We start from the raw sequence: 22,463 nt of genomic DNA on the forward strand, positions 1-22,463 counted from the left end.
GACCCCACGCCGCATGCGGGCATCCGGTATCGCCTGCAGGAAACTGATCAGATCCAGATCAGTTGCGGCAGCGGCGGTTTCGGGCACAGGAAGGAGGCGATACCACCGAGCGAACCCCATGCCGGCAACTCAGGCCAGTGCGCCTGTGACACACTTTGAATCAGCCCTGGGCGAGAATGCGCTTGATGGTGGTGTGAGGAAATCGGTGACTGCCGAAATGGGCTCCAGCAAAACCTGCCGCGACAGCGACAATCGCCAGAGGGATCGCGAAAGTCGGGAAGTTTTTCGTGCTGCTGACATTGCCCAATAAACCAGCCACAGAATTCAGCAAGATGAACAATGCCGACACGGCTGCAGCAGATTTGACTGTTGACCACCGCATCATCAGCAGCAAAGGGGTGAGGAAAATCCCGCCACCCGTGCCCGTAAGCCCTGATAACAATCCGAGCCCAGCACCGATTGGAATTGCGCAGGCAATTGCCGGTGGCGAGCATGCCGTATCAGCACTTTGCCCAACAATGAATCTCACAGCCGACAGAACAAGCACGACTCCGACAATGAGCCTGAATGCGGTTACTGGAAGATTGAGGTAGCCACCAACAAACGCCATGGGCACTGCCAACACAGCAAATGGCCAAAATAGTGACCATGAAAAGTGGCCGCGTCGTGCAAACTGCCATGTGGCAATCGTCGCCACAAGAATATTGAGCATCAGCGCGGTTGGCTTGATGGCACTGGGTGACAACTCGACCAGCGACAAGACGGCGATATAGCCGGAAGCGCCTGCATGACCAACAGATGAGTACAAAAAACGCCACCCCACCGATGGCGATGCACAACAGCAGGACGTGATCAGCATTCATGGGCAGAGGACGCTGCAGATAGCAAACATGGTCCACGACTCACCGCAGGTCACTTTTGCAAGAGGTCAACGCAAACTTGTCAGGCAGCAGATCGCTCTCGCTTAAGCAGCAGGCAAGCGATAACGGCACCAATCATAGCCAGAACTGCCATCGGATAAAAGACAAGATCATAACTTCCGAACAGATCTCGAATATGACCAGCCAATAGAGTTCCAATCAAGGCACCAACTCCATAGGCAGTAAAAACAATTCCATAATTCTGGGCATACTTGTCGGGATTGAAAAAGCGGAGAGTAATGGTTGGAGCCATGGCCAACCACCCGCCAAGACAGAACCAGAACAGGCAAAAGGCAGCCAGATATGTGGCAACCTGGCCAGCTTCAGCATTGATCATCAGCACGCAGGCAATAAGGATCAGCGCATAGGACAATATGGCAACATAGTGGGGCTTGAACCGATCGCTTAACCAGCCAAACAGCGGACGACTGACGCCATTAAACAAAGCGAATAAAGACACGCTCCAGGCTGCCACAGTAGGATTGATATCAATGATTTCCTCCCCGACTGAACTGGAAATACCAATCGCGGTCAAGCCGACCAGGGTTCCGATCGCGTAACAGAGCCATAACCCATAAAACGATCGATTATGGAATAGGTTTCGGGTATTGACCAGGGCTGAGCCAGCAACAGCAACAGCATTGTGCCGAGGCTGCCAGCCCTTAGGTGGCAACTTCATCACCAGAGAAATAGCCAGGATGATGAACGTAAAAGCAATACCAAGTAAGCGCAAGGCGGGGCGAACTGTATAGGCTTCAATCAATTGATTGGCAAGAGGAGCCGTAATCAAGGGCGAAAGCCCAAAACCAATAATCGTCAAGCCCACGGCGAGGCCTTTCTTATCAGGAAACCAGCGAGAAACGACCACTATGGGAACACCATAGACAATACCCACACCTGTTCCAGCGATCATTCCATAGGTGACAACGAGAGCTCCAACGTGAGTGGCAAAACTTGCAAGTATATAGCCCAAGCCTACCACAATACCTCCGATAGCTGTCGTGATACGAGTACCAAAACGAGGAATATAAAAACCTGCAATTGGCATCATGCCAGCATAAAAGACCAAGCCAAATGTAAATGGAAGCAGGCTTTGTGTGGCACTGATTCCAAGCTCACCTTCCAAGGGAGTCCTGAAAATACTCCAGGAATACACACTTCCCAAGCAAAGCAGAATAATGATTCCAAAAGGAATCAGAAGCCATCGACTTTGCTCCGCAGGTTGCCCCAAAAACTTGAGTTGAGGCTGATGGTGAGTTGTATGAAGAGTCACAGGGACCAGCGTGCCAGGCGCACTAACAAAAGCTACATTCGCAATGGCAGACTATCGACTCCGATCACCTTCCTGCCAGAAGATGGCAGCCGTGTCAGCAAGCCAGAGCAGGCGGAACAGGCACATCGACTTGGGGAGCCCGTTCTTCTCATCATGACAGCCCTGCATCAACCAAGCAAGCATCAGGCAGAACTCTGGCAAAGAGACCTCTGGAAACCTGAAAAAGGCTGGCAAATGTCCTCCGTCCTGCCGAGATCAGCCACAAGATCGGCAATGGCGTTCTGGTAACGGAGACGCAGAAACGGGGTGAGCTTGCTCTGAACAAGTTCCTGATCCAGAAAGAACTGCTGCTTGCTGATGAACCTGGAGTGGATGCAAATGCGGGCATGCTCTGCTCGGGAAACTGGGTTGAGGTACGGGCGCAACTCAGCGCCCGGGATGGCGGTTTTAATCTCAGCCGCGATCTAGCCCAGCAGGGCCTGAGTCGCCACGTTGCTGGACTCATCGGAGCAACGGGACATCGATTCAGATTTTGACGGTTCGGCTGAAAAAAACAGGCTCGAGTTGACCTCAAGATGCAATTTCCAGACCTGATGATGCAATTTCTGCACCTGGTGGGGTCACAGGACAATGGCCTACGCAGACTGGCTCTCCCACCGAAATAACTCCATGCGGAAGCAGCCGATTAAGAAAGCTCATATCCGAGCATGCATCATGTCTACACGAAGACAATATCTGCGAAAAGATCATATCCAGATAATGATCCTTTCCGAGCGATAAATACACCCCAAAACCTGATTTGCCGAGCAGGCAGGCAGCACCCTCATCAGCTCGCGGGGGAAAGTCCTGGATGGCTGTGCCCACGGCAAGGTGCGAGCCCTAAGGGATATGACGCAGTGGTTCCGCAGGGCGGTCGTCTGCCTAGGTTCCGAACAGGTGAACTCCTTCCAATACCAACAGGAGACGGACGATGACGGCCATCAGCCAGTGCCCTTTCGCAGGCCGCTCCGGGGCCCCCACCACCGCCGGGGATCAATCCAACCGGCACTGGTGGCCCCACCAGCTCAACCTTTCGATCCTTCACCAGCACGCGCCGGCCTCCAATCCACTCGGGGCTGAGTTCGACTACGCCCAGGCGTTCAACGAACTGGATTTCGCTGCCGTGAAGCGGGATCTGCTCGCGCTGATGACCGACTCCCAGGACTGGTGGCCTGCCGACTGGGGCCACTACGGCGGCCTGTTCATCCGCATGGCCTGGCACAGCGCCGGCACCTACCGCACCGGCGATGGCCGCGGCGGCGGCGGCACCGGCAACCAGCGCTTCGCGCCGATCAACAGCTGGCCCGACAACGGCAACCTCGACAAGGCCCGGCGGCTGCTCTGGCCGATCAAGCAGACCTACGGCAACCGGCTCTCCTGGGCCGATCTGATCATTCTGGCCGGCAACTGCGCCCTCGAATCAATGGGCTTTGCCACCTTCGGCTTCGGCGGCGGCCGCGTCGACATCTGGCAGCCTGAGGAAGACATCTACTGGGGCCAGGAAACAACCTGGCTCGGCGATGAGCGCTACAGCGGCGATCGGGAGCTGGAGAACCCCCTCGCCGCCGTGCAGATGGGCTTGATCTACGTGAATCCGGAAGGCCCGGGCGGCGTTCCCGACCCGGTGGCATCCGGGCGGGACGTGCGCGAAACCTTCGCGCGCATGGCCATGAACGATGAGGAAACGGTGGCTCTGGTGGCCGGCGGCCACACCTTTGGCAAGGCCCACGGGGCCGGCAGTGCGGAGCTGGTGGGAGCCGCACCGGAAGGGGCCAGCCTCGAGCAGCAGGGGCTGGGCTGGCACAACCGTTTCGGCAGCGGCAAGGGCGGCGATGCCACCACCAGCGGCATCGAGGGCGCCTGGAAACCCAACCCCACCACCTGGGACCGGGGCTACTTCGAGATGCTCTTCGGCTACGAGTGGGAACTGGAGAAGAGCCCGGCCGGCGCCTGGCAGTGGCGGGCGAAGGATGTGCGCGAGGAGCACCTGATCCCCGATGCCCACGACCCCACGAGGCGGCACAGGCCGATGATGACCACCGCGGATCTGTCGCTGCGCTTCGATCCGATCTATGAACCGATCGCTCGCCGCTTCCACCAGGATCAGCAGGCCTTCGCCGATGCCTTTGCCCGCGCCTGGTTCAAGCTCACCCACCGCGACATGGGCCCGAAGGTGCTCTACCTCGGCCCCGAAGTACCGGATGAGGATCTGATCTGGCAGGACCCGATCCCCGCCACGGGCCATCCCCTGATCGGCGCCGCTGCCATCGCCGAGCTCAAGGTCCGAGTGCTGGCTTCGGGGTTGACGGTGCCGGAGCTGGTGGCGACGGCCTGGGCATCGGCCTCCACCTATCGCGGCTCCGACAAGCGCGGCGGGGCCAATGGCGCCCGCCTGCGCCTGGCGCCCCAGAAAGACTGGGAAGTGAACCAGCCCGAGCAGCTGGCGCGGGTGCTGGCTGTGCTGGAAGGGATTCAACAGAGCTTCAACGCGGCCCAGGGTGATGGCACCCGGGTGTCGCTGGCGGATCTGATCGTGCTGGCCGGTGGCGCGGCAGTGGAAGCCGCCGCTGCCGCCGCTGGCCACGCCGTGGAGGTGCCCTTCAGCCCAGGCCGCACCGATGCCTCACAGCAGCAGACCGATGCCGCCTCCTTCGCGGTGCTGGAGCCCCAGGCAGACGGCTTCCGCAACTACCAGAAGCGGGCCTTCAAGGTGCGGGCGGAAGAGCTGCTGATCGACCGGGCCCAGCTGCTGGGGCTGAGCGCGCCGGAGCTGACGGTGCTGGTCGGCGGCCTGAGGGTGTTGGGTGCAAACACCGGTGGCTCGGCCCATGGCGTGTTCACCCATCGCGTCGGCACCCTCAGCACCGACTTCTTCGTGAACCTGCTCGACATGGACACGGTGTGGACGCCCAGCACATATGCCGGCGACAGTTTCGAAGGACGCGACCGCCACACGGGAGAGCTGCGCTGGAGCGGCACCCGGGTTGATCTGGTGTTCGGCTCCAACTCCCAGCTGCGGGCCCTCTCGGAGGTGTACGCCCAGAACGACGGACCCGCCAAGTTCGTGGCCGATTTCGTTTCGGCCTGGAACAAGGTGATGACGCTCGATCGCTTCTCCTGAAGCTCCCGCGATTCAATCCGGAACCGGCGGCGAGGAGCGAACGATCGCATCCACCATCCGGGCGGTCTGCGCAATCGGCGCCACATCGTGCACCCGCAGCACATCGGCACCCTGCGTGATCGCCTGGGCGCAGACAGCCGCCGTGCCCCACAGCCGCGCGCGGGGTCTGGGTTCGTTGAGCACCGCGCCGATGAAGCGTTTGCGCGAAGGCCCCACCAGCAGGGGGAAACCTTCGCGGCGCAGGTCCGCCAGCCCCCGCAGCAGCGCCAGGTTGTGCTCGGTGGTTTTGGCGAAGCCCAGGCCCGGGTCCCAGATCAGCTGATCAGTCCGGACCCCCGCCGCCAGAGCCGCCTCGCTGGCGCGCAGCAACTCCTCACGCACCTCGGCCACCACATCGGCGTAGGCGGCCAGCCCATCCATGCTGCGGCTGTCGCCGCGGCTGTGCATCAGCACGTAGGGACAGCCGAACTCCGCCACCACCGAGAGGATCTCGGGGTCGCGGCGACCGCCGCTGACATCGTTGATCCAGTGGGCGCCGGCCGCCAGAGCAGCCGCGGCCACCGGGGCCCGGAAGGTGTCGATCGAGAGCAGAGGACCTCCTGCCTCGGCGCAGGCTGAGCGGATCAGCTCCAGGGCCGGCAGGACCCGCCCAAGTTCCTGCTCGGCGCTGACCTCCACCGCCCCCGGCCGGGTGCTCTGCCCCCCCAGATCGAGCAGTTCCGCCCCCTGGCGCACCATCACCCGGGCCTGACGCAGGGCGGCAGCGGGCCGATCGAAGCGGCCACCATCACTGAAGGAATCGGGGGTGAGATTGATCACCCCCATCACGTAGGTGCGCAAACCCCAGGGGAGAGCGCCCCCCCGCTGACCTGGATCAGACGATGTTCTGCTGGAGGCCATGGTCGGCACTGCCGTCGGCGCGCCCTATCCTGATCCCCCTCCGCCACGTCCCGGGTTCCATGGGAAACTGACCGGGTCATCGGTCCATGGACCGATGGCAGCCCCCTGGAGGGGTGGTCGAGTGGTTGATGGCTCCGGTCTTGAAAACCGGCGAAGGGAAACCTTCCGCGGGTTCGAATCCCGCCCCCTCCGTTGCCTGCACACGCTCTCCTGCCGCGATCGCTGGAGAGCTGCGGAAACTGCCGCTAACGTCGGCCGGCTTGTGATCAGAACGGCGCCATGAGACGAACGCGATGGCTGCTGCCGGTGTTGATGCTCTGCGGACTGCTGCTGGCGATGGTGCCGGCCCTGCCCGCAACCAGTGCCGCCCAGGCCAGCCGCAGCGAGATCCGCGGCGTGTGGATGACCACCAACGACATGAGCACCATGCGCGATCGCACCAAGTTGCGGGCCGCGATGGACCAGCTGAAGGAGATGCATTTCAACACCGTTTATCCGGTGGTCTGGAACTCCGGCTACGCGATTCACACCAGTGAGGTGACCAGGGCGCGAAAGATTCAGTCGTTTTCCTACAAGGGCCTTGAAGGGCAGGACATCCTGGCGGATGTGATCAGTGAGGGCCACGCCAAAGGGATGCTCGTGATCCCCTGGTTCGAATTCGGCTTCATGGCTCCACCATTTTCGGAGCTGGCCCAGCAACACCCCAGCTGGCTCACCCAGCGGCAGGACGGCAGCCGCACATCGATCAGCGCTGCCGGGGAAGTGGTGTGGCTCAACCCCTTCAGGCCGGAGGTACAGCAGTTCATCACCGAGCTGGTGCTGGAAGTGGTGGGCAACTACGACGGCGATGGCATCCAGTTCGATGACCACATGAGCCTGCCCAATGAATTCGGCTACGACAGTTACACCAAAGCGCTCTACACCAAGGAGACCAAGCGTCCGGTACCCAGCAACCCCATGGATCAGGCCTGGATCAAGTGGCGAGCCGACAAGATCACGGCCTTCATAGTCCAGCTGGACAAGGCCGTGAATGCCAAAAAGCCCAAGTCGATCGTCTCCGTTTCCCCCAACTACTACGACTTCGCCTACAAGCTGCAACTGCAGGACTGGCTGGGCTGGGTGCGGCGCAATATCGTCGATGAAGTGATCGTGCAGCTTTACCGCCCCGACGTCGCCAGCTTTGCGGCCGAGGTGGCGCGCCCCGAGCTCGCGGAAACCCGGAAGAAAATCCCCACCGCGATCGGCGTGATGACAGGGCTGCGCACCAAGCCCGCTCCGATGCAGCTGATTAAGGATCAGGTGCAGACGGTCCGCCAGAACGGCATGGGGGTGGCTTTCTTCTATTTCGAATCGCTCTGGACTGCCACCCCCGAAGCGGAAGACCTGCGCCGCGAGGGCTTCCTGTCCCTGTTCCCCAGCCCTGCGCCCCGGACGCCCATCTGAGGCCCCAGGGGAAGCAACGTCTCAGGAGACAAGGCGCCGATCAAAGCCACCGATCAGCTCAGCTGGCTGCGGAAGCGCGAGACACTGATGGCCATCAACAGCGGCGCCATCACCAGCAGGGCCAGGGCATGGGGCCAGAGTGCCTCAAGACCGACACCCTTGAGCAACAGTCCCCGCAGGATGGCGATGTAATGGCGCAGGGGATTTAGCAGGGAGAGGGCCTGAAAGAAGGCCGGCATGCTCTCGATCGGCGCGATCGCGCCGGAGGTCTGCACCATCGGCAAGGTGATGAAGAAGGCCGTGAGCATCACCTGCTGCTGGGAGCGGCAGACCGTGGCCAGCATGATCCCCACGCCGATCCCCACGAACAGATACAGCCCCGAGAGGGCCAGCAGCAATAACGGATCGCCCCGGATGGGCACACCGAACACCAGCCGGCCGAGCAACAGGGCCAGCAGCACATCCCCCATCAGCAACACGACCAGGGGCAGGATCTTGGCCAGCAGGATCTCCCAGGCGCCAGCTGGGGTCATCAGCAGCTGCTCGAGCGTGCCACTGTCCTTCTCGCGCACCAGCGTCACCGCCGACACCAGGGTGGCGATCAGGGTGAGCACCAGACCGATCACCCCGGGCACGAAGAACCAGCTGCTGGTCAGCCCGGGGTTGTAGAGAAAGCGCACCTGGGTGCGCACCGGCGGAGTGGGCGGCAAAACCCCCGCCTCCGGCCGGAACCGGCGCAGGATCTGCTGGATGTAACCGCTGGCGATGCCGGCGCTGTTGGCGTCGACCCCATCGATGAACACCTGCACCCGGGCGGTGTCACCGGTGGCCAGCCGCTTGCTGAAGTTCGGTGGGATCACCAGGCCGGCCGTCAGCTCTCCGCGCTCCACCTGCCGGGCCAGCTCCTGTTCGCTGCGGGGATAGGAGGAGGCCAGGAAGATCCGGTTGGCGGTGAGGGCCGACACCAGCTCCCGACTCGCCGCAACCTGGGCGTAATCGACCACCCCCAGCTTGAGGTTGTGCACCTCTGGGTTGAGGGCGAAGCCGTAGATCAGCAGCTGCAGGGTGGGGGGAATGATCAGCAACTTGATCAGTTGCCGGTCGCGCAGGATCTGCTGGACCTCCTTGCGCAGCAGGGCCCAGAGGCGACTGGCCATCAGCACTCGCCAGCCGTGCCGCAGGATCCTCACGGCCCGCCACCGCCGCCATCGGCCAGCTGCAGGGAGCCCAGGGAGCGCAGCGTGAGCAGATAGAGCAGCGCCGCAAGGGCCAGGATCATCAGCACATCCAGCCAGACACCGGCCCAGCCCGTTCCTCTGACGAAAGCGTCACGGCTGATCACGATGAAGTAACGGGCCGGAATCAGGGCCGACACCAGCGAGAGCGGTGGGGGAATGTTGCTGAGCGGATAGATGAAGCCCGAGAGCAGCAGGGCGGAAAGGAACCCCACCAGCGACACTCCCTGCACAGCCGCATTCTGGTTGGCGCTGCGCACCCCCAGCAGCAGCCCGAAGAGCACGGCGGCGGCCAGATAGAGCGTGGTGCCCACCAGCAGGGGCGTCGGGTCGCCGGCGAAGCCGAGCTGGAAGATCAGCCCCCCCAGCCCCATCACCACAACGGCCATGCTCACCCCCACCAGCAGGTATGCCAGGGCCTTGCCCAGCAGCAGCTCCGGCGCACGGATCCCCGAGGCATAGACCTGCAGGATCGTGCCCTTGTCCTTTTCCTTCACCATCGCGATCGCGGCCAGCAGGGAGGGAAAGATCCAGAGCACCACGGCATAGACCCCCGGCACGATGTACAGCGATTCCTTGCGACCGGGGTTGAACCACAACCGCGTCAGCGCCTGCACCGGCGGCGGGTTCTTGAGCAGCTCCTTCTCGGAGAGAAAGAACGCCGTGGTGCCCTGGATGCTGTTGCGAATCACCCGGGCATTGTTGGTGTCGGTGCCATCCACCAGCACCTGCACCTCCACCGGCTGGCCGGCCTTGAGGCGGCGGCTGAACTCCGGCGGGATGATCACCGCCGCCTTGGCCAGGCCCCGATCGATCGCATCGGCCACCGGGTCGTCGCCCCGCCAGCGGGCGGGCCGGAACTGATCGGTGGCGAAGAGGCGGTCGGTGTAAGCGGCGCTGAGGGGACTGCGGTCGAAGTCCTGCACCACGATCGGAATCACCTTGGTTTCAAGGCGGATGGCGAAACCGAAGATGAGCAGGGTGAGCAGGGGCAGCAGAAAGGCCAGACCCAGCGTCAGCCGGTCGCGGCGGAACTGCAGCAGCTCCTTGCGGCACTGGGCCAGGATTCGCCTCATCTGGGCCCCCCTTCTCGCGCCTGGGCCCGCTGCACGGTGCCGATGAAGGCATCTTCAAGGGAATGGGGCACCCGGCGCAGCCCCTCCAGGCTGAGCTGGGCCTGGCTCAGCAGCAGCTGCAGACCCTCGACCTCCCGCTCGGGATCATCCAGCACCAGATGGAGGCGGTCGCCGAAGCGACTGACCCGCCAGGGCTGCCAGTGCCGCCGCAGCAGAAGGGTGGCGCTCTGGAGCTGATCCTGCGGCAGCACCAGTTCAAGCACCTGGCCCGGCTGGGCAGCCTTGATCGCGCCTGGGCTGCCCTCGATCACTTTTTCGCCGGCCACCATGAAGCAGAGCCGGTTGCACTGCTCCGCTTCCTCCAGGTAGTGGGTGGTCACGAGGATGGCTGTGCCCCGGCGGGCAAAGGCGTTGATCAGGCTCCAGAACTGCCGCCGCGCCAGGGGATCCACCCCTGAGGTGGGCTCATCCAGGAAGAGCACTTCTGGATCGTGCAGCACGGCGGCGCCGAAGGCCACCCGCTGCTTCCAGCCCCCGGGCAACTTCGCGGTGAGCAGCTGCTCCTGCCCCTTCAGCCCACAGCTGGCGATCACCCAGTCGATGCGGGGCTGACGCAGGGGACCCGGGATGCCGTAGACGCCGGCGTAGAACTCCAGGTTTTCCCGGATCGAGAGGTCGTCGTAGAGGGTGAACTTCTGGCTCATGTAGCCGATCCGGCGCAGCAGATCGGGGCCACGCAGCAACTTCGACTCCCCCGCCAGCACGATCTCGCCGGAGCTGGGGGCCAGCAGGCCGCAGAGCATCTTGATCGTGGTGGTCTTGCCGGCACCGTTGGCCCCCAGCAGACCGAAGATCTCGCCGTAGCGGATCTCCAGCGTCAGCTGGCGCACGGCCTCGAAAGCCCCGAAGCGGCGGCTGAGGCCCCGTGCGGCGATGGCGGGATCGGCGCGGCGCCGGCTGCTGCCCTGCACCCCCGGGAAAGGCAGCAGTGGCAGCTCCCCGGAGCGGCGGCGCTGGCTGATCACGACCACGTTCTCCAGGGTGGGGGCGGTGACCAGCAGCTCCTGCAGCGGCAACCCCTGACGGCGGAACAGCTCCCGCACCTGGGCTTCTCCCGTGGCCGCATCGTTCACGAGCAGATCGAGCCGGTCGCCGAAGGTCTGCACATCGACGATCGCTCCACCACTGAGCAGCGGTTCGGCCGCAGCCGACGCGGCCCCCCTCAGTTCCAGCCGGCTCAGCCCCAGCCCCTGCTTCACGGCGGCCGGCGTGTCCAGGCTCTCGATCCTCCCCTGCTGCAGCAGGGCGATGCGGTGGCAGCGCTCGGCTTCCACCAGATCGGGGGTGGCGATCACGATCGTGACCCCCTCCTCCGCCAGGGTGGCGAGCACGTCCCAGAAATCGCGGCGCGAGATCGGGTCCACCCCGGTGGTGGGTTCGTCGAGCAACAGCAGGCGTGGCCTGTCGATCAGGGCGCAGCAGAGGGCCAGCTTCTGCTTCATGCCACCGGAGAGCTGGCTGGCCAGGCGATCGGCGAAGGGCTCCAGACCCAGGCGCCTGAGCAGGGGAGTGCGCCGCTCCCGCCAGAGAGCTGGGGACACCAGCCGCAGGCCGGCCACGTAGCGCAGGTTTTCCTCAACGCTGAGGTCGGGGTACTGGGAGAACTGCTGAGTGAGATAGCCGACCCGCTCGCGGGCCTCGCGGGGAGGGAGGCCAAGCACACGCACCTGGCCGCCGCTGGGCTCGATCACCCCGGCGAGGATGTGGAAGGTGGTTGTCTTGCCGGCGCCATCGGGGCCGATCAGGCCGAAGATCTCGCCTTCGCTCACCCTGAAGTCCAGGCCGGCCACGGCCGGGCGGTTGCCGTAGCACTTGTGCAGATCCTCCACGCTCACCACAACGCCGGCCGCGCTCCGGCTGGCGTTGTGGTGAGCGGGATCAGGGGGTGAGGATCTCGGCATCGGCAGGCATTCCTGGTTTGGCGTATCCGGCCGGATCCTCGATGGCCAGCTTCAGGCCGAACACCTGCCTGACGCGGTCGCGCTGGAAATAGATGGTCTCGGGGGTGAAGGAGGCCTGGGCATCGACTTCCGCCACCCGCGCCGCCAATGGCCGGCGGGGGTCCGAATCCAGGTAGATCCGGGCCTGCTGTCCCAGGCGCACCCGCCCGATCTCCCCCTGGGGAATGAAGCCGCGCAGGTACACCGTGGCGGGATCCAACAGGGTGAGCAGGGTGCGGCCGCTGGCCACCACGGCGCCGGGCTCGACACTGCGGGAGATCACAACGGCAGCCAGGGGCGAGTGAATCCTCAGGTAGGCGGCTTCCGCCTTCACCTGCTGCTCAGCCGCCTGGGCGCTGCGCACATCGCTCTGGGCAGCCCGCACCCCGGCCAGGGCGCGCTGGCGCTGCTCGCTCAGGGCCCGGAGCTGGGCCGAGCGGATCGATGGATTGAGACCCGTCGAAGCCGCCAGGGCCAAGGCGCCGCGGGTCGCCTCCACCTGGCGCTGCTGGGCGGTCACCGCGGCCTCGGATGTTTCGAGGGCAGTGCGGTCCTGATCGAGCGACTGGGGTGAAGCGGCGCCCTGCCGCACCAGCGACTCGGTGCGCCCCAGGGTGACCTTCGCCAGGCGTTGCTGGGCCTGGGTCTGGGCCAGCTGGGCTTCGGCACTCGCCAGGTTGGCCCTGGCCTGATCCACACGTCCCAAGTTGTCCTGCTCGGCCTGAGCCACGGTCAGGCGGGATTCGCGGATCTGGCTGTCGACCACATCGATCTGGAAGCGGCTCTGGTTCAGCTGCTGACGAGCGGAGGCCAGCCTTGCCTGGGCACCACGCAGGCGGGCGAGCACCTCCTCGTCGTCGAGGCGAACCAGCAACTGCCCAGCCTTCACGCGCTCCCCTTCCCGGACCGTGACCTCAGCCACACGGCCGCCGATCCGGGCGCCGAGATCGGTTTCGTAGCCCTCGATCCGCCCGCTCAGCTTCAGGGGGCCGTCGCTGGATCGTCCCAGCCACAGCCAGCCCGCCAGGCCGGCGGCCGCAAGGGCGAGGCCGGCGCCGATCAGCAGCTGCTGCCGCCTGGACAAGGCGAGGGGCTGCAACGTCAGGCGCACCCCGAGTCGCCGGCGGGCAGGCGGCTGCCCTCCAGGCAGGCGCCGCTGAGATCGCTGCCGACCAGCTGGCAGTCGCGCAGATCACAGCCGCTGAGATCGGCACCGGTCAGATCGGCCTCGCGCAGGTTGGTGCCGTAGAGGCAGGCCCCGCGCAGGCTGGCGCCGCGCAGCTGGGCACCCTGGAACTGGGCGTAGCTGAGATCAGCACCCTCGAAGTCGGCGCCGCCCAGATCGGTGTGCTGGTCGAGCCCGGAGCGGAAATCGGCCTCCACCAGCCGAGCCTCGCGCCAGCGGCTGTTGGCGGCCACCACCCCGCGCAGGCAGCAGCGGTGGAGCAGGGCACGGCTGAAATCGGCCCGCTGCAGGCGGGATCCCGAGAGGTCGGCCTCCTGCCAGCTGGAACCAGCTGCCTGCAGACCGGAGAGATCGGCGCCCCAGATCAGGGCCTGCTGAAAGCTGGCGCCCTCCACATGGGCCTCGCGCAGGCAGGCATGGCCGAAGCGCGCCTCGCGGAAGCAGCCCAGGCTCAGATCGCAGCCGGAAAGATCGAGGTGGAGGCCGTCGACATCGGGCAGGCGCAGACCGATGAAACTGCGGCGGCCACTGGCAAGGGCCTGGCGCAGCTCCTCGATTGAAGTGGGCAGCGGCGGCGGGGGGGTGGCTGTTGTGGTCATCAGAAAATCGCCGCCAGATCATCGAGTTGCTGGCGGCGGGCCGCCAGCAGCAGCTTTTCGGCCTGGGCCATCAGCCGGAACACCCCCTTGTCGATCACGTCGTAGAACACGAGGCTGCCTTCGGGCCGGCGACGCACCACACCGGCGATCATCAGCAACTTGAGGTGCTTCGAGACCAGCGCCTGACTGAGGCCGGTCTTCTCCACCACTGCCGTGACATTGAGGGCTCCGGAGCGCAGAGCCTCCAGAACCGTGAGGCGGTTGGGCTCGGAGAACACCTTGAAGTATTCGGCAAGGGCTTCCATGGCGGCGTCACGCGGGAGCACAGGCTGAAACAAACTTTAGCGCGCTGCCGCAGCAACGCTGGAATGCAAAGACGGCTTTTCGTAGTATCATGCTGTCGTTATGCATTTCGCGTCAGAGCGCACCCCCGCCGATGACCACCGCCACTGCAGCCCCGGCCACCACCCCGCACCTGCGCGAGGACCTGCTCACGCCGCGCTTCTACACCACCGAGATCGAGAAGGCGGCCCGCACCGACCTCAATGGCCAGCGGCCGGCCTTCGAGGCGATGCTCAACGAAATGGAGGCCGACTACAACCGCGACCACTTCGATCGCAAGGCACCGCTGGACCGTCTCAAGGACCTCAGCCCCGAGGAGAAGGAGGCCTATGAGAGCTACCTGGTCCGCTCCTGCGTGTCGGAGTTCTCGGGATTCCTGCTGTTCAAGGAACTCTCCAGGCGCCTCTTCCAGGCGGAGCGCCCCGAGCTCGGACGCCTGTTCCAGCTGATGGCGCGGGATGAGGCCCGCCATGCCGGCTTCCTCAACCGGGCGCTGGTCGCCGAGGGCATCACGCTCGATCTGCCCAAGCTCAGCACCAGGCGGCCGATCACCTGGTTCCCGCTCAGCTGGGTGCTCTACAGCGTGTTTCTTTCCGAGAAAATAGGCTACTGGCGTTACATCCTGATCGATCGCCATCTCAAGGCGAGTCCAGATAATAATTTTACGCCGCTGTTTGATTTCTTCGAACCCTGGTGCCAGGACGAGAACCGCCACGGCGACATCTTCAACATGCTGATCCGTTGCTGGCCCGGCCTGCGCCATGGCCTGCGCGGACGGCTGCTCAGCCGCTTCTTCCTCTGGAGTGTGTTCCTCACCCACAGCCTGACGGTGTGCGAGCGGGGCGACTTCTACCGTCTGCTGGGCATGGATCCCGCCGCCTTCGATGCCGAGGTGATGCGCCAGACCAACCGCACCGCCCGCCGCGCCTTTCCCTGGGTGTTCGACCTGGAGGGCAGCCGCTACCTGGAACTGCGCGACCGGATGGTGGCCTGCCACCGCGAGCTGCAGGCCGGCAAGGTCGAGGGCGCCGGCCCCCTGAGCCAACTGGGTCGGCGGCTGCGCTTCGGGCAGCTGCTGCTCCAGCAATTCCTGCAGCCGATGGTTCCGGCTTCAGCGGCATGACCCACGACCTCGAGCGCGCCCCAGTGGCGCGGGTCTTCATCGGCTACGACCGCCGCGAAGAGGTGGCCGTGAACGTGCTCACCGCCTCGTTCCAGGCCCACGCCAGCATCCCGATGCAGATCGGCCAGGTGCGGCTCGATCAGCTCAGGGGCGTGTACACCCGGGAGCGTGACCCGAAGCAGAGCACCGATTTCTCCTTCAGCCGCTTCCTGGTGCCCTGGCTGGCCGGCTACCAGGGCTGGGCCCTGTTCATCGACGCCGACATGCTCTGCCTGGGCGACATCGCCGAACTCTGGGCGCTGCGCGACGAGAGCATGGCGGTTCAGGTGGTGAAGCACCAGCACGAGTGTGAGGAGGGGCTGAAGTTCCAGGGCATGCCGCAGACGCCCTATGGCCGCAAGAACTGGTCGTCGGTGGTGCTGTTCAACTGCGAGCGCTGCAAGGCGCTGACACCGGAGTTCGTGAACACGGCCACGGGGCTGGAGCTGCACCAGTTCCGCTGGCTGGCGGACGGGGAGATCGGCGAACTGCCGCCGGAGTGGAACGTGCTGGTGGGGGTGCAACCGATTCCGGCCGCAGCGAAGGTGCTGCACTACACACTGGGCGGCCCCTGGTTCGATGACTGCCTGGACATGCCCGAATCCCAGCGCTGGCTTGAGGCCCGCGAGGCCATGAACAGTCCCCTGGCGGCACCCCCTTCACCATTCACGTCTCACGCTTCAGCGCCTGATCCCCTTGTCAGCAACAGGAACGGGTGATCTGCCTCAGCCCAGCAGGCCCTTGACGTGGCTGATGATCCCGTCGGGATCGAGGTCCTGGTGGGGGAACTGTTCCCAGAGGCCGCCGCAACCTTCCTTGTGGGTGCCCAGGTGGCCGTAGCGGGGGGTGAAGCCCCGCTCCAGTAACCAGGTGCCGTAGCGGCTGCCGAGGCCGGTGCGGCGGTTGAAGGATTCCACCACCAGCACGAAGGGTGAGGCGCCCGCTTTGGCGAGCATCGCTTCATCCACCACATTGAGGGTGGGTTTGTTGATCAGACCCACATCATGTCCCTCGGCCCGCAGCCGCTCCACGGCATCAAGGGCGCGGTAGAGGCACTCACCGAAGCTCACCACATAGCCGGCGCTGCCCTCCCGCACCAGCTCATCTTTGCCGCTCTCAAAGCTGTAGCCCTCACCGTGCAGTTCGTTGCCGGCGGCATCAAGCAGATTGGGTACCTTTGAGCGGGTGGAGAAGATGAAGCGCAGGCCGGGATCAGCGAACACGGCCTTCACGCAGGCCTTCATCTGGGCCGCATCAGCCGGGAAATAGAGGCGGGTGCTGTCGTTCTCCTCCAGTCCATTGTCGGCAAAGCAGTTGTTGAGGCCGAAATGGCAGGTGTTATCGGCCATGTCGTCGATGCCGGCATGGGAGAAGTGACTCAGCACATTGGCGCCGTTCAGCCGCGCCATGGTGACCTCGGAGATGATCATCTCCAGGAAGGCGCTGAAGGTGGCGAAGATCCCCTGGCGGCCGGCCTCCATACCGAATCCGGCGGCCGCGGAGAAGTTGGCCCGCTCCATGATGCCGCCACTCACGAAGATCTCCGGATGGGCCTTGCGGATCTGGGTCAGGCCGCAGGAGCCCTCCAGGTCGCTGTCCACCACCAGCACGCTGGCTTTGCGGGTTTCAGGCGTCATGGCGCCCAGGATCTCCACCACCGCATCGCCGAACACGTTGCGGTTGGCCTCAAGGCGCTGGCCTGAACCGAGGAAGGTGGCGGGATTGGCGGGTTTGACGATGCCCTTGAGATAGGTGGCGGCCCCGTCCTGGCCGCGCTGCTCCAGGTAAGCGATCGCCAGGTCCACCGGGATCACGTCGTGGCCGTGGGTTGTGCCCTCTAGACCCTTGATCCCCACCGCCATCGGACGCTTGTTGATCACCGCGACGGGGCCGTTCGTGCCCACGGCGCGGCAGAGGCGGCCATGCAGATCGTCAAGGTCCTCGCCGTCGCCGCACAGGGTGGCCAGGCCATGGCCGCCGAGGGTGCGCTCGAGGTCGTAGCCGGGCTGATACTGGGAGGGGTGGCCGGCGATCGTCACGTCGTTGTCATCGATCACCAGCTTCACGTTGAGCCCATGGGCCACCGCGAAGCGGGCCGCCTCGGCGTCATCGCCCTCCTGCTGGGCGCCGTCGGAGCCGAGGCAGAACAGGGTTTTGCCGGGGTGGGCCAGGGCGACGCCGTTCACGAACGGCCAGAGGTGCCCGAGCCGGCCCGAGCTGAACTGCACGCCAGGGGTGAAACCCAGCTCCGGATGGCCCGGCAGCCTGGAGTGGGCGGCGCGGTACTGCAGCAGCGCCTCGGCCGGCAGCTCGCCCCGCAGCACGCTGATCAGGTACTGGGTGGCCACCCGGTGGCCGGCCTCATCGAAGAACACCGGCAGGAACCGGTCCGGCGCGCCGCGGAAAAAGGCATCGAGGATCATCACCTCCGGCACCGTGTCGAAGGGACCGCCGCTGTGACCGCCCACGCCCCGGGCCGCACCGGTGGCGGTGAAGAAGATGATCGCGTCGCGGCAGAGCTGGATGTTGGCTTTCAGCGCCTCCCGCTGGCTGGCGCTCAGGCTGGGCTGATCCGGATCAAGAGCAAGCGGCTGGAAGGCATCCAGATCGATCGGGAATGGGGTGGTGATGGTGGCGGTCATGGCAGCGCTCAGGGAGTGGGCGCATTCCAGCACTTCTGAGCGGGCTCGCCGCTGTCATGAACGAACCCGATATGGGCCGATCACTCTGTTGCGAATCAGCGGCTGGCTCGCCGCTGAGGTCAGAGGATGAAATCGTCACGCACAGGCCGGCGCCTCAGGTCATGGGATCGACGACCATCTGGAACGGCCGCAGTGCGCCCCTCGGCGCCACGGTCTGGGGCGGTGGAGTGAACTTCAGCCTCTACTCCAAATACGCCACCGCCGTCGAGCTGCTGCTGTTCGACCGGGAGGATGGAGCTGAACCTTCCCGGGTGGTGCCTCTTGATCCCGCCCGGCACCGCTCCTACCACTACTGGCACTGCCGGGTCGATGGCATCGGCGCCGGCCAGATCTATGGCTATCGGGTCTCGGGACCCCAGCGGCCGGAGCTGGGTCTTCGTTTCGATGAGCGCAACCTTCTGCTCGATCCCTATGGGCTGGCGGTCGTCACCCCCGCTGGTTACCGGCGCGCCCAGGGCCGCTCCAGCGCCGATGGTCATGCCACCGCGATGAAGAGCGTGGTGGCCGACCCCACCCTCTACGACTGGGAGGGTGACCGGCCGCTGCAGCGCTCCCATGCCGAGACGGTGATCTACGAACTGCATGTGAGGGGCTTCACCCGTCACCCCAGCTCGGGAGTGGCCCCGGAGCGGGCCGGCACCTATGCCGGCCTGGTGGAGAAGATCCCCTACCTGCTGGATCTGGGCATCACGGCGGTGGAGCTGCTGCCGGTGTTTCAGTTCGATCCCCTCGATGCACCCGCTGGGCTCAGCAACTACTGGGGCTATTCACCCGTTTCCTTGCTGGCTCCCCACAGCGGCTACTGCTCCCGCCGGGATCCGCTGGCGCCGCTCGACGAATTCCGCGACATGGTGAAAGCCCTGCACCGCGCCGGCATCGAGGTGATTCTCGACGTGGTGTACAACCACACCGCCGAAGGGGATGAGCGCGGGCCCAGCTTCTGCTTTCGCGGCCTGGCCAACGAGGCCTACTACCACCTGGAGGCCGACCGCAGCCGCTATGCCAACTTCAGCGGCTGCGGCAACACGCTCAACGCAAATCACCCGGTGGTGCGCCGGTTGATTCGCCACAGCCTGCGCCACTGGGTGCAGTGCATGCATGTGGATGGATTCCGCTTCGATCTGGCTTCGGTGCTCTCCCGCGATGAAACCGGCCAGCCGCTGCGGCTGCCGCCGGTGCTGTTCGACATCGAGACCGATCCGGCGCTCGCCGGCACCAAGCTGATTGCCGAGGCCTGGGACGCGGCAGGCCTATATCAGGTGGGCAGCTTCATCGGCGACAGCTGGCAGGAATGGAATGGCCAGTTCCGCGATGATCTGCGCCGCTTCCTCAAGGGGGATGCGGGTCAGGTGCCCAAGGCGGCCATGCGGCTGCTGGGCAGCCCCGACCTCTACGGCCACGAGGAGCGGGAAGCGGAGCAGAGCGTCAACTTCATCACCTGCCACGACGGCTTCACCCTGGCCGATCTGGTGGCTTACAACGACAAGCACAACGAGGCGAATGGCGAGGGGAATCGCGACGGTGCGGCTGATAACGCCAGCTGGAACTGCGGTGCTGAGGGGCCCACCAGCGATCCCGCCGTTCAGGCGCTGCGTCAGCGGCAGATCCGCAACGTTCTGGCGGTGCTGCTGCTGGCGATCGGCTCACCGATGCTGGCGATGGGTGATGAGGTGTGCCGGAGCCAGTCGGGCAACAACAACGCCTACTGCCAGGACAACCCGCTCAGCTGGTTCGACTGGTCGCTGCTGAAGCGTCACGCTGACGTTCATCGCTTCGTGAAACTGCTGATCGCCGCCCGGATGCAGCGGGAGGTGGTGATCGATCAGCGGCGGATGAGCCTCAACGACCTGCTGCGCGAGAGCCGGATCGACTGGCATGGGGTGGCGGTGGGCCAGCCCGACTGGAGTGAGTCATCCCGGTCCCTGGCCGTGACGATCCGCAGCATCGGCAACCGCTTCATGGTGCACCTGATGGTGAATGCGTTCTGGGAGGACCTGTGCTTCGAGCTGCCACCGGCTGATGGCAGCACCACTCCCTGGCGGTGCTGGATCGACACCGCCCGATCGAGCCCTGAGGACATTCACGACTGGGCCTCGGCGCCTGCGCTGACGACGACCCATCAACGGGTCGAACCGCGCTCGCTGGTGGCTGTCTTCGCCCTCCTGGATCAGGCGAAACCGTGATGCGTCGTCATTTGGATGCTTCACCGAATCAGAACCATGATGGGTTCAGGTGAAATGTTCGGCATGGCACTTTTCTTCTGATTGAAGCGCTGCATCGCCAGGGTCTGAGTGGTGATACGTTAAAGTGATAAAAAATCACTGCTTCTTTCACGTTGCATCCAGGAGGGGCGCTTGAGTCCAGCCCTGGAGCAATGTTCTCCGTATAAATGGAACAACTCACTGCCGAAGGCCTGAAGGTCGCAAACGACCTGGCCCAGCGTTATGGCTTCAGCCAGGATGCCGTCAGCCACATGATGTACGCCATGCTCAAGGGCAGAGGCGGCATGGCCCAGTTCAGTCACCCCGAATTCGCCGGGTCAGGGCAATGGATGAAGGGCGGGATGATGATGCTTGGCGATATGTTCAACAACGCGCTCAAGGCGCGGGTGGATGGGCTCTGCCAGGCCATCTCCGATGTGCTGTCAACCCAGAGCGAGCTGTTTCCACTCGGAAGTTTTCAGTCGCAGTCCCAGAGCGGCAGCGGCCACCAGCAGCAGATCAACGGCGGCGGTCAGCAGATGAGCTTCAGTGGCCATGCGGGTGGCCCCAGTCTGTTCAGGCCAGATCCCCGGGACACCTGGTGGCCTCCCGAATTGGGCACCCCCAATGCCACCGGTGCCCAGAACAATGTCCGCTATGCCTATTTCTCCGATTCCGGCCGCGTCGCCGTCGACGTGAACGGCAAGGTCGATGTCTATGAAACGGGAGATCACCAGATCGGCGGGTTCTCCCAGCAACAAGGGAGCGGCGGAGTGGTGTTCAGCACACCGTCGGGCAGCGTCAGCCTGACGTCCCTCTCGACGATGTCCGCTGGATCGCATCAGGCCCAGAGTTCGGGAACGGGAAGCCAGCAGCAGAGCAGCGTGGCGGGCCAGCAGGCGTTTCAGGCCATGCAGCCGATCCAGCCGACACCATGCTGGTGGCCGGCGGAACTGGGGACACCGAATGCCTCGGGATCCCAGGATGAAGTTCGCTACGCCTATTTCTCCGAGCCGGGCCGTCTCGCCGTTGACCTGAATGGCACGGTCAACCTCTATGACGTTCAGGACCAACCGATCACCGGGCTGGCCCAGGGCTCATCAAAGGGGGATCCTGTGTTCGTCACTCCGGAAGGTCTGCTCAGCCTCTCGAGCCTGCGGCCCGTGGCTGCCACGCCCGAGCGTCCCGGCGGAACTGCAGTGTCCGGCGAAGCAGATGTGCTGAGCGCCCTTGAGCGCCTCGGTGAACTCAAGCAAAAGGGAATCCTCACCGATGAAGAGTTCACGGCCAAGAAGACCGAACTGCTCAGCCGGTTGTAGATCCAGAGAACTTCAAAGTATTCACCGGCCCGGCAGTCATGGTGCTCCGAACCGTTCTCTTCCTGATCACGAACCTGGCGGTCGTCGCCACGATCTCGTTGTTGCTCTGGCTGGGGGTGGCCACGGGCTGGCTGCCTCCTGATCTTCCTCTGATACCCCTTCTGATCGGCAGCTTCGGCTGGGGTGTCGTTGGCTCCTGGATCTCACTTCAGGTCTCAAGGCAATCGGCCATTCAGGCGATGGGGGTGCAACTGGTCGATGGCAGAGAGGGCGCCAGTGCCCTCTGGCTGGTCGAGACGGTGGCCCGCCTGGCGAACAAGGCCGAGTTGCCCATGCCCGAGGTGGGGGTCTACGCCTCGCCGGAGTGGAATGCTTTCGCCACCGGCGCCTCGCCTGAAGGCGCCCTGGTGGCTGTTTCCAGCGGGATTCTCGAAGGCATGCCGCAGGCGGAGCTCGAAGCGGTGCTGGCCCATGAGATGAGCCACGTCGGCAACGGCGACATGGTGACCATGGCCCTGCTGCAGGGGGTGATCAATGCCTTCGTGATGTTCCTGGCCCGGGCCATCGCCCTGCTGCTGCCCCGCCGCTCCGACGACCAGGGTCGCCAGCCGCCACCGATCTCCGCGCTGATCTGGCCTCTGGAGCTGTTGCTGGGGATAGCCGGTTCCCTCGTCACCGCCTGGTTCTCGCGGCACCGGGAGTTCCGCGCCGATGCCGGTGCTGCCCGCCTCACCGCGGCCGGCGCCATGGTGGGAGCTCTCCAGTTGCTGGGCCAGACCCAGGACCTCCTTGAACCCCGTGACGGGACGGCGCTGGCCTCGTTCAAGATCGCGGGGCCGCCCAGCCTGCTGGGGCTGTTCGCCTCCCATCCGCCGCTGGAGCAACGCATCGCTGCGTTGCAGGAGCTTCAATCAGCCAATCCATCGACACCCTGAGCTGTCGGGA

17 protein-coding genes and 1 tRNA gene are annotated in these 22,463 nt (G+C 64.6%); 8 read left to right on the forward strand and 10 right to left on the reverse strand.

Annotation, left to right across the window (positions count from 1 at the left end; genetic code table 11):
- Window positions 1-160: 160 nt before the first annotated feature.
- Together KBY93_RS10750 and KBY93_RS10755 are read right to left on the reverse strand one after the other, a co-directional pair.
- Window positions 161-859, reverse strand: coding sequence for a sulfite exporter TauE/SafE family protein (locus tag KBY93_RS10750; RefSeq protein ID WP_255094386.1), 699 nt, complete (start codon window positions 857-859; stop codon window positions 161-163).
- Between the two features lie 83 nt (window positions 860-942).
- On the reverse strand, window positions 943-2,046 hold the full coding sequence (locus tag KBY93_RS10755) for an OFA family MFS transporter (RefSeq protein WP_399223019.1): 1,104 nt from the start codon (window positions 2,044-2,046) through the stop codon (window positions 943-945).
- 1,117 nt (window positions 2,047-3,163) lie between these two features.
- Between KBY93_RS10755 and katG the strand changes: the two genes are divergently transcribed.
- Complete coding sequence (gene katG, locus KBY93_RS10760; protein WP_255094388.1) at window positions 3,164-5,353, forward strand: catalase/peroxidase HPI; 2,190 nt, start codon at window positions 3,164-3,166, stop codon at window positions 5,351-5,353.
- 12 nt (window positions 5,354-5,365) lie between these two features.
- Here katG and folP read toward each other — a convergent pair whose 3' ends face one another.
- Window positions 5,366-6,253, reverse strand: coding sequence for a dihydropteroate synthase (folP, locus tag KBY93_RS10765; RefSeq protein ID WP_255094389.1), 888 nt, complete (start codon window positions 6,251-6,253; stop codon window positions 5,366-5,368).
- Window positions 6,254-6,360: 107 nt separating this feature from the next.
- Here folP and KBY93_RS10770 point away from each other — a divergent pair.
- A tRNA-Ser gene (locus tag KBY93_RS10770) sits at window positions 6,361-6,445 on the forward strand.
- 87 nt (window positions 6,446-6,532) lie between these two features.
- On the forward strand, window positions 6,533-7,696 hold the full coding sequence (locus KBY93_RS10775; RefSeq protein ID WP_255094390.1) for a glycoside hydrolase family 10 protein: 1,164 nt from the start codon (window positions 6,533-6,535) through the stop codon (window positions 7,694-7,696).
- A 53-nt stretch (window positions 7,697-7,749) separates the two neighbouring features.
- On the opposite strand, the gene KBY93_RS10780 is transcribed toward KBY93_RS10775, so the two are convergent.
- The 6 genes from KBY93_RS10780 to KBY93_RS10805 are packed head-to-tail and all read right to left on the reverse strand — an operon-like array spanning window position 7,750 to window position 14,097.
- The gene (locus tag KBY93_RS10780) at window positions 7,750-8,886 is read right to left on the reverse strand and encodes an ABC transporter permease (protein WP_255094392.1); all 1,137 of its coding nucleotides are present in this window, start codon (window positions 8,884-8,886) and stop codon (window positions 7,750-7,752) included.
- A complete protein-coding gene (locus KBY93_RS10785; RefSeq protein WP_255094393.1) occupies window positions 8,883-10,007 on the reverse strand; it encodes an ABC transporter permease in 1,125 nt (374 codons plus the stop codon). Before KBY93_RS10785 ends, KBY93_RS10780 begins: the two co-directional genes overlap by 4 nt.
- Entirely contained in the window at window positions 10,004-11,968 is a 1,965-nt protein-coding gene (locus KBY93_RS10790) for an ATP-binding cassette domain-containing protein (protein ID WP_255094394.1), read from the reverse strand. Before KBY93_RS10790 ends, KBY93_RS10785 begins: the two co-directional genes overlap by 4 nt.
- Window positions 11,946-13,091, reverse strand: a complete 1,146-nt coding sequence (locus KBY93_RS10795; protein WP_255094395.1) for an HlyD family secretion protein — start codon at window positions 13,089-13,091, stop codon at window positions 11,946-11,948. The genes KBY93_RS10790 and KBY93_RS10795 overlap by 23 nt, the downstream gene beginning before the upstream one ends.
- A gap of 17 nt (window positions 13,092-13,108) precedes the next feature.
- On the reverse strand, window positions 13,109-13,792 hold the full coding sequence (locus KBY93_RS10800) for a pentapeptide repeat-containing protein (protein WP_255094396.1): 684 nt from the start codon (window positions 13,790-13,792) through the stop codon (window positions 13,109-13,111).
- Entirely contained in the window at window positions 13,792-14,097 is a 306-nt protein-coding gene (locus KBY93_RS10805; RefSeq protein WP_255094397.1) for a helix-turn-helix transcriptional regulator, read from the reverse strand. Before KBY93_RS10805 ends, KBY93_RS10800 begins: the two co-directional genes overlap by 1 nt.
- A gap of 131 nt (window positions 14,098-14,228) precedes the next feature.
- Between KBY93_RS10805 and acsF the strand changes: the two genes are divergently transcribed.
- Together acsF and KBY93_RS10815 are read left to right on the forward strand one after the other, a co-directional pair.
- The gene (acsF, locus tag KBY93_RS10810; RefSeq protein ID WP_255094399.1) at window positions 14,229-15,257 is read left to right on the forward strand and encodes a magnesium-protoporphyrin IX monomethyl ester (oxidative) cyclase; all 1,029 of its coding nucleotides are present in this window, start codon (window positions 14,229-14,231) and stop codon (window positions 15,255-15,257) included.
- Window positions 15,254-16,015 carry a glycosyltransferase gene (locus KBY93_RS10815; protein WP_255094401.1) on the forward strand — a complete coding sequence of 254 codons (762 nt, stop codon included), beginning with the start codon at window positions 15,254-15,256 and terminating at the stop codon, window positions 16,013-16,015. Before acsF ends, KBY93_RS10815 begins: the two co-directional genes overlap by 4 nt.
- A 6-nt stretch (window positions 16,016-16,021) precedes the next feature.
- On the opposite strand, the gene KBY93_RS10820 is transcribed toward KBY93_RS10815, so the two are convergent.
- Window positions 16,022-17,938 (reverse strand): transketolase C-terminal domain-containing protein, encoded by a 1,917-nt coding sequence (locus KBY93_RS10820; RefSeq protein WP_255094402.1) that lies wholly within the window; start codon window positions 17,936-17,938, stop codon window positions 16,022-16,024.
- A 161-nt stretch (window positions 17,939-18,099) separates the two neighbouring features.
- Between KBY93_RS10820 and glgX the strand changes: the two genes are divergently transcribed.
- From glgX to htpX, 3 genes are all read left to right on the forward strand, one after another.
- Window positions 18,100-20,181 carry a glycogen debranching protein GlgX gene (gene glgX / locus KBY93_RS10825; protein WP_255094404.1) on the forward strand — a complete coding sequence of 694 codons (2,082 nt, stop codon included), beginning with the start codon at window positions 18,100-18,102 and terminating at the stop codon, window positions 20,179-20,181.
- A gap of 206 nt (window positions 20,182-20,387) precedes the next feature.
- Window positions 20,388-21,518 carry an SHOCT domain-containing protein gene (locus KBY93_RS10830; protein WP_255094406.1) on the forward strand — a complete coding sequence of 377 codons (1,131 nt, stop codon included), beginning with the start codon at window positions 20,388-20,390 and terminating at the stop codon, window positions 21,516-21,518.
- A gap of 38 nt (window positions 21,519-21,556) precedes the next feature.
- The gene (gene htpX, locus KBY93_RS10835; protein WP_255094407.1) at window positions 21,557-22,453 is read left to right on the forward strand and encodes a protease HtpX; all 897 of its coding nucleotides are present in this window, start codon (window positions 21,557-21,559) and stop codon (window positions 22,451-22,453) included.
- The last annotated feature ends 10 nt before the right edge of the window (window positions 22,454-22,463 follow it).

The organism is Synechococcus sp. J7-Johnson (genome assembly GCF_024345795.1).
GTDB lineage: Bacteria > Cyanobacteriota > Cyanobacteriia > PCC-6307 > Cyanobiaceae > Regnicoccus_A.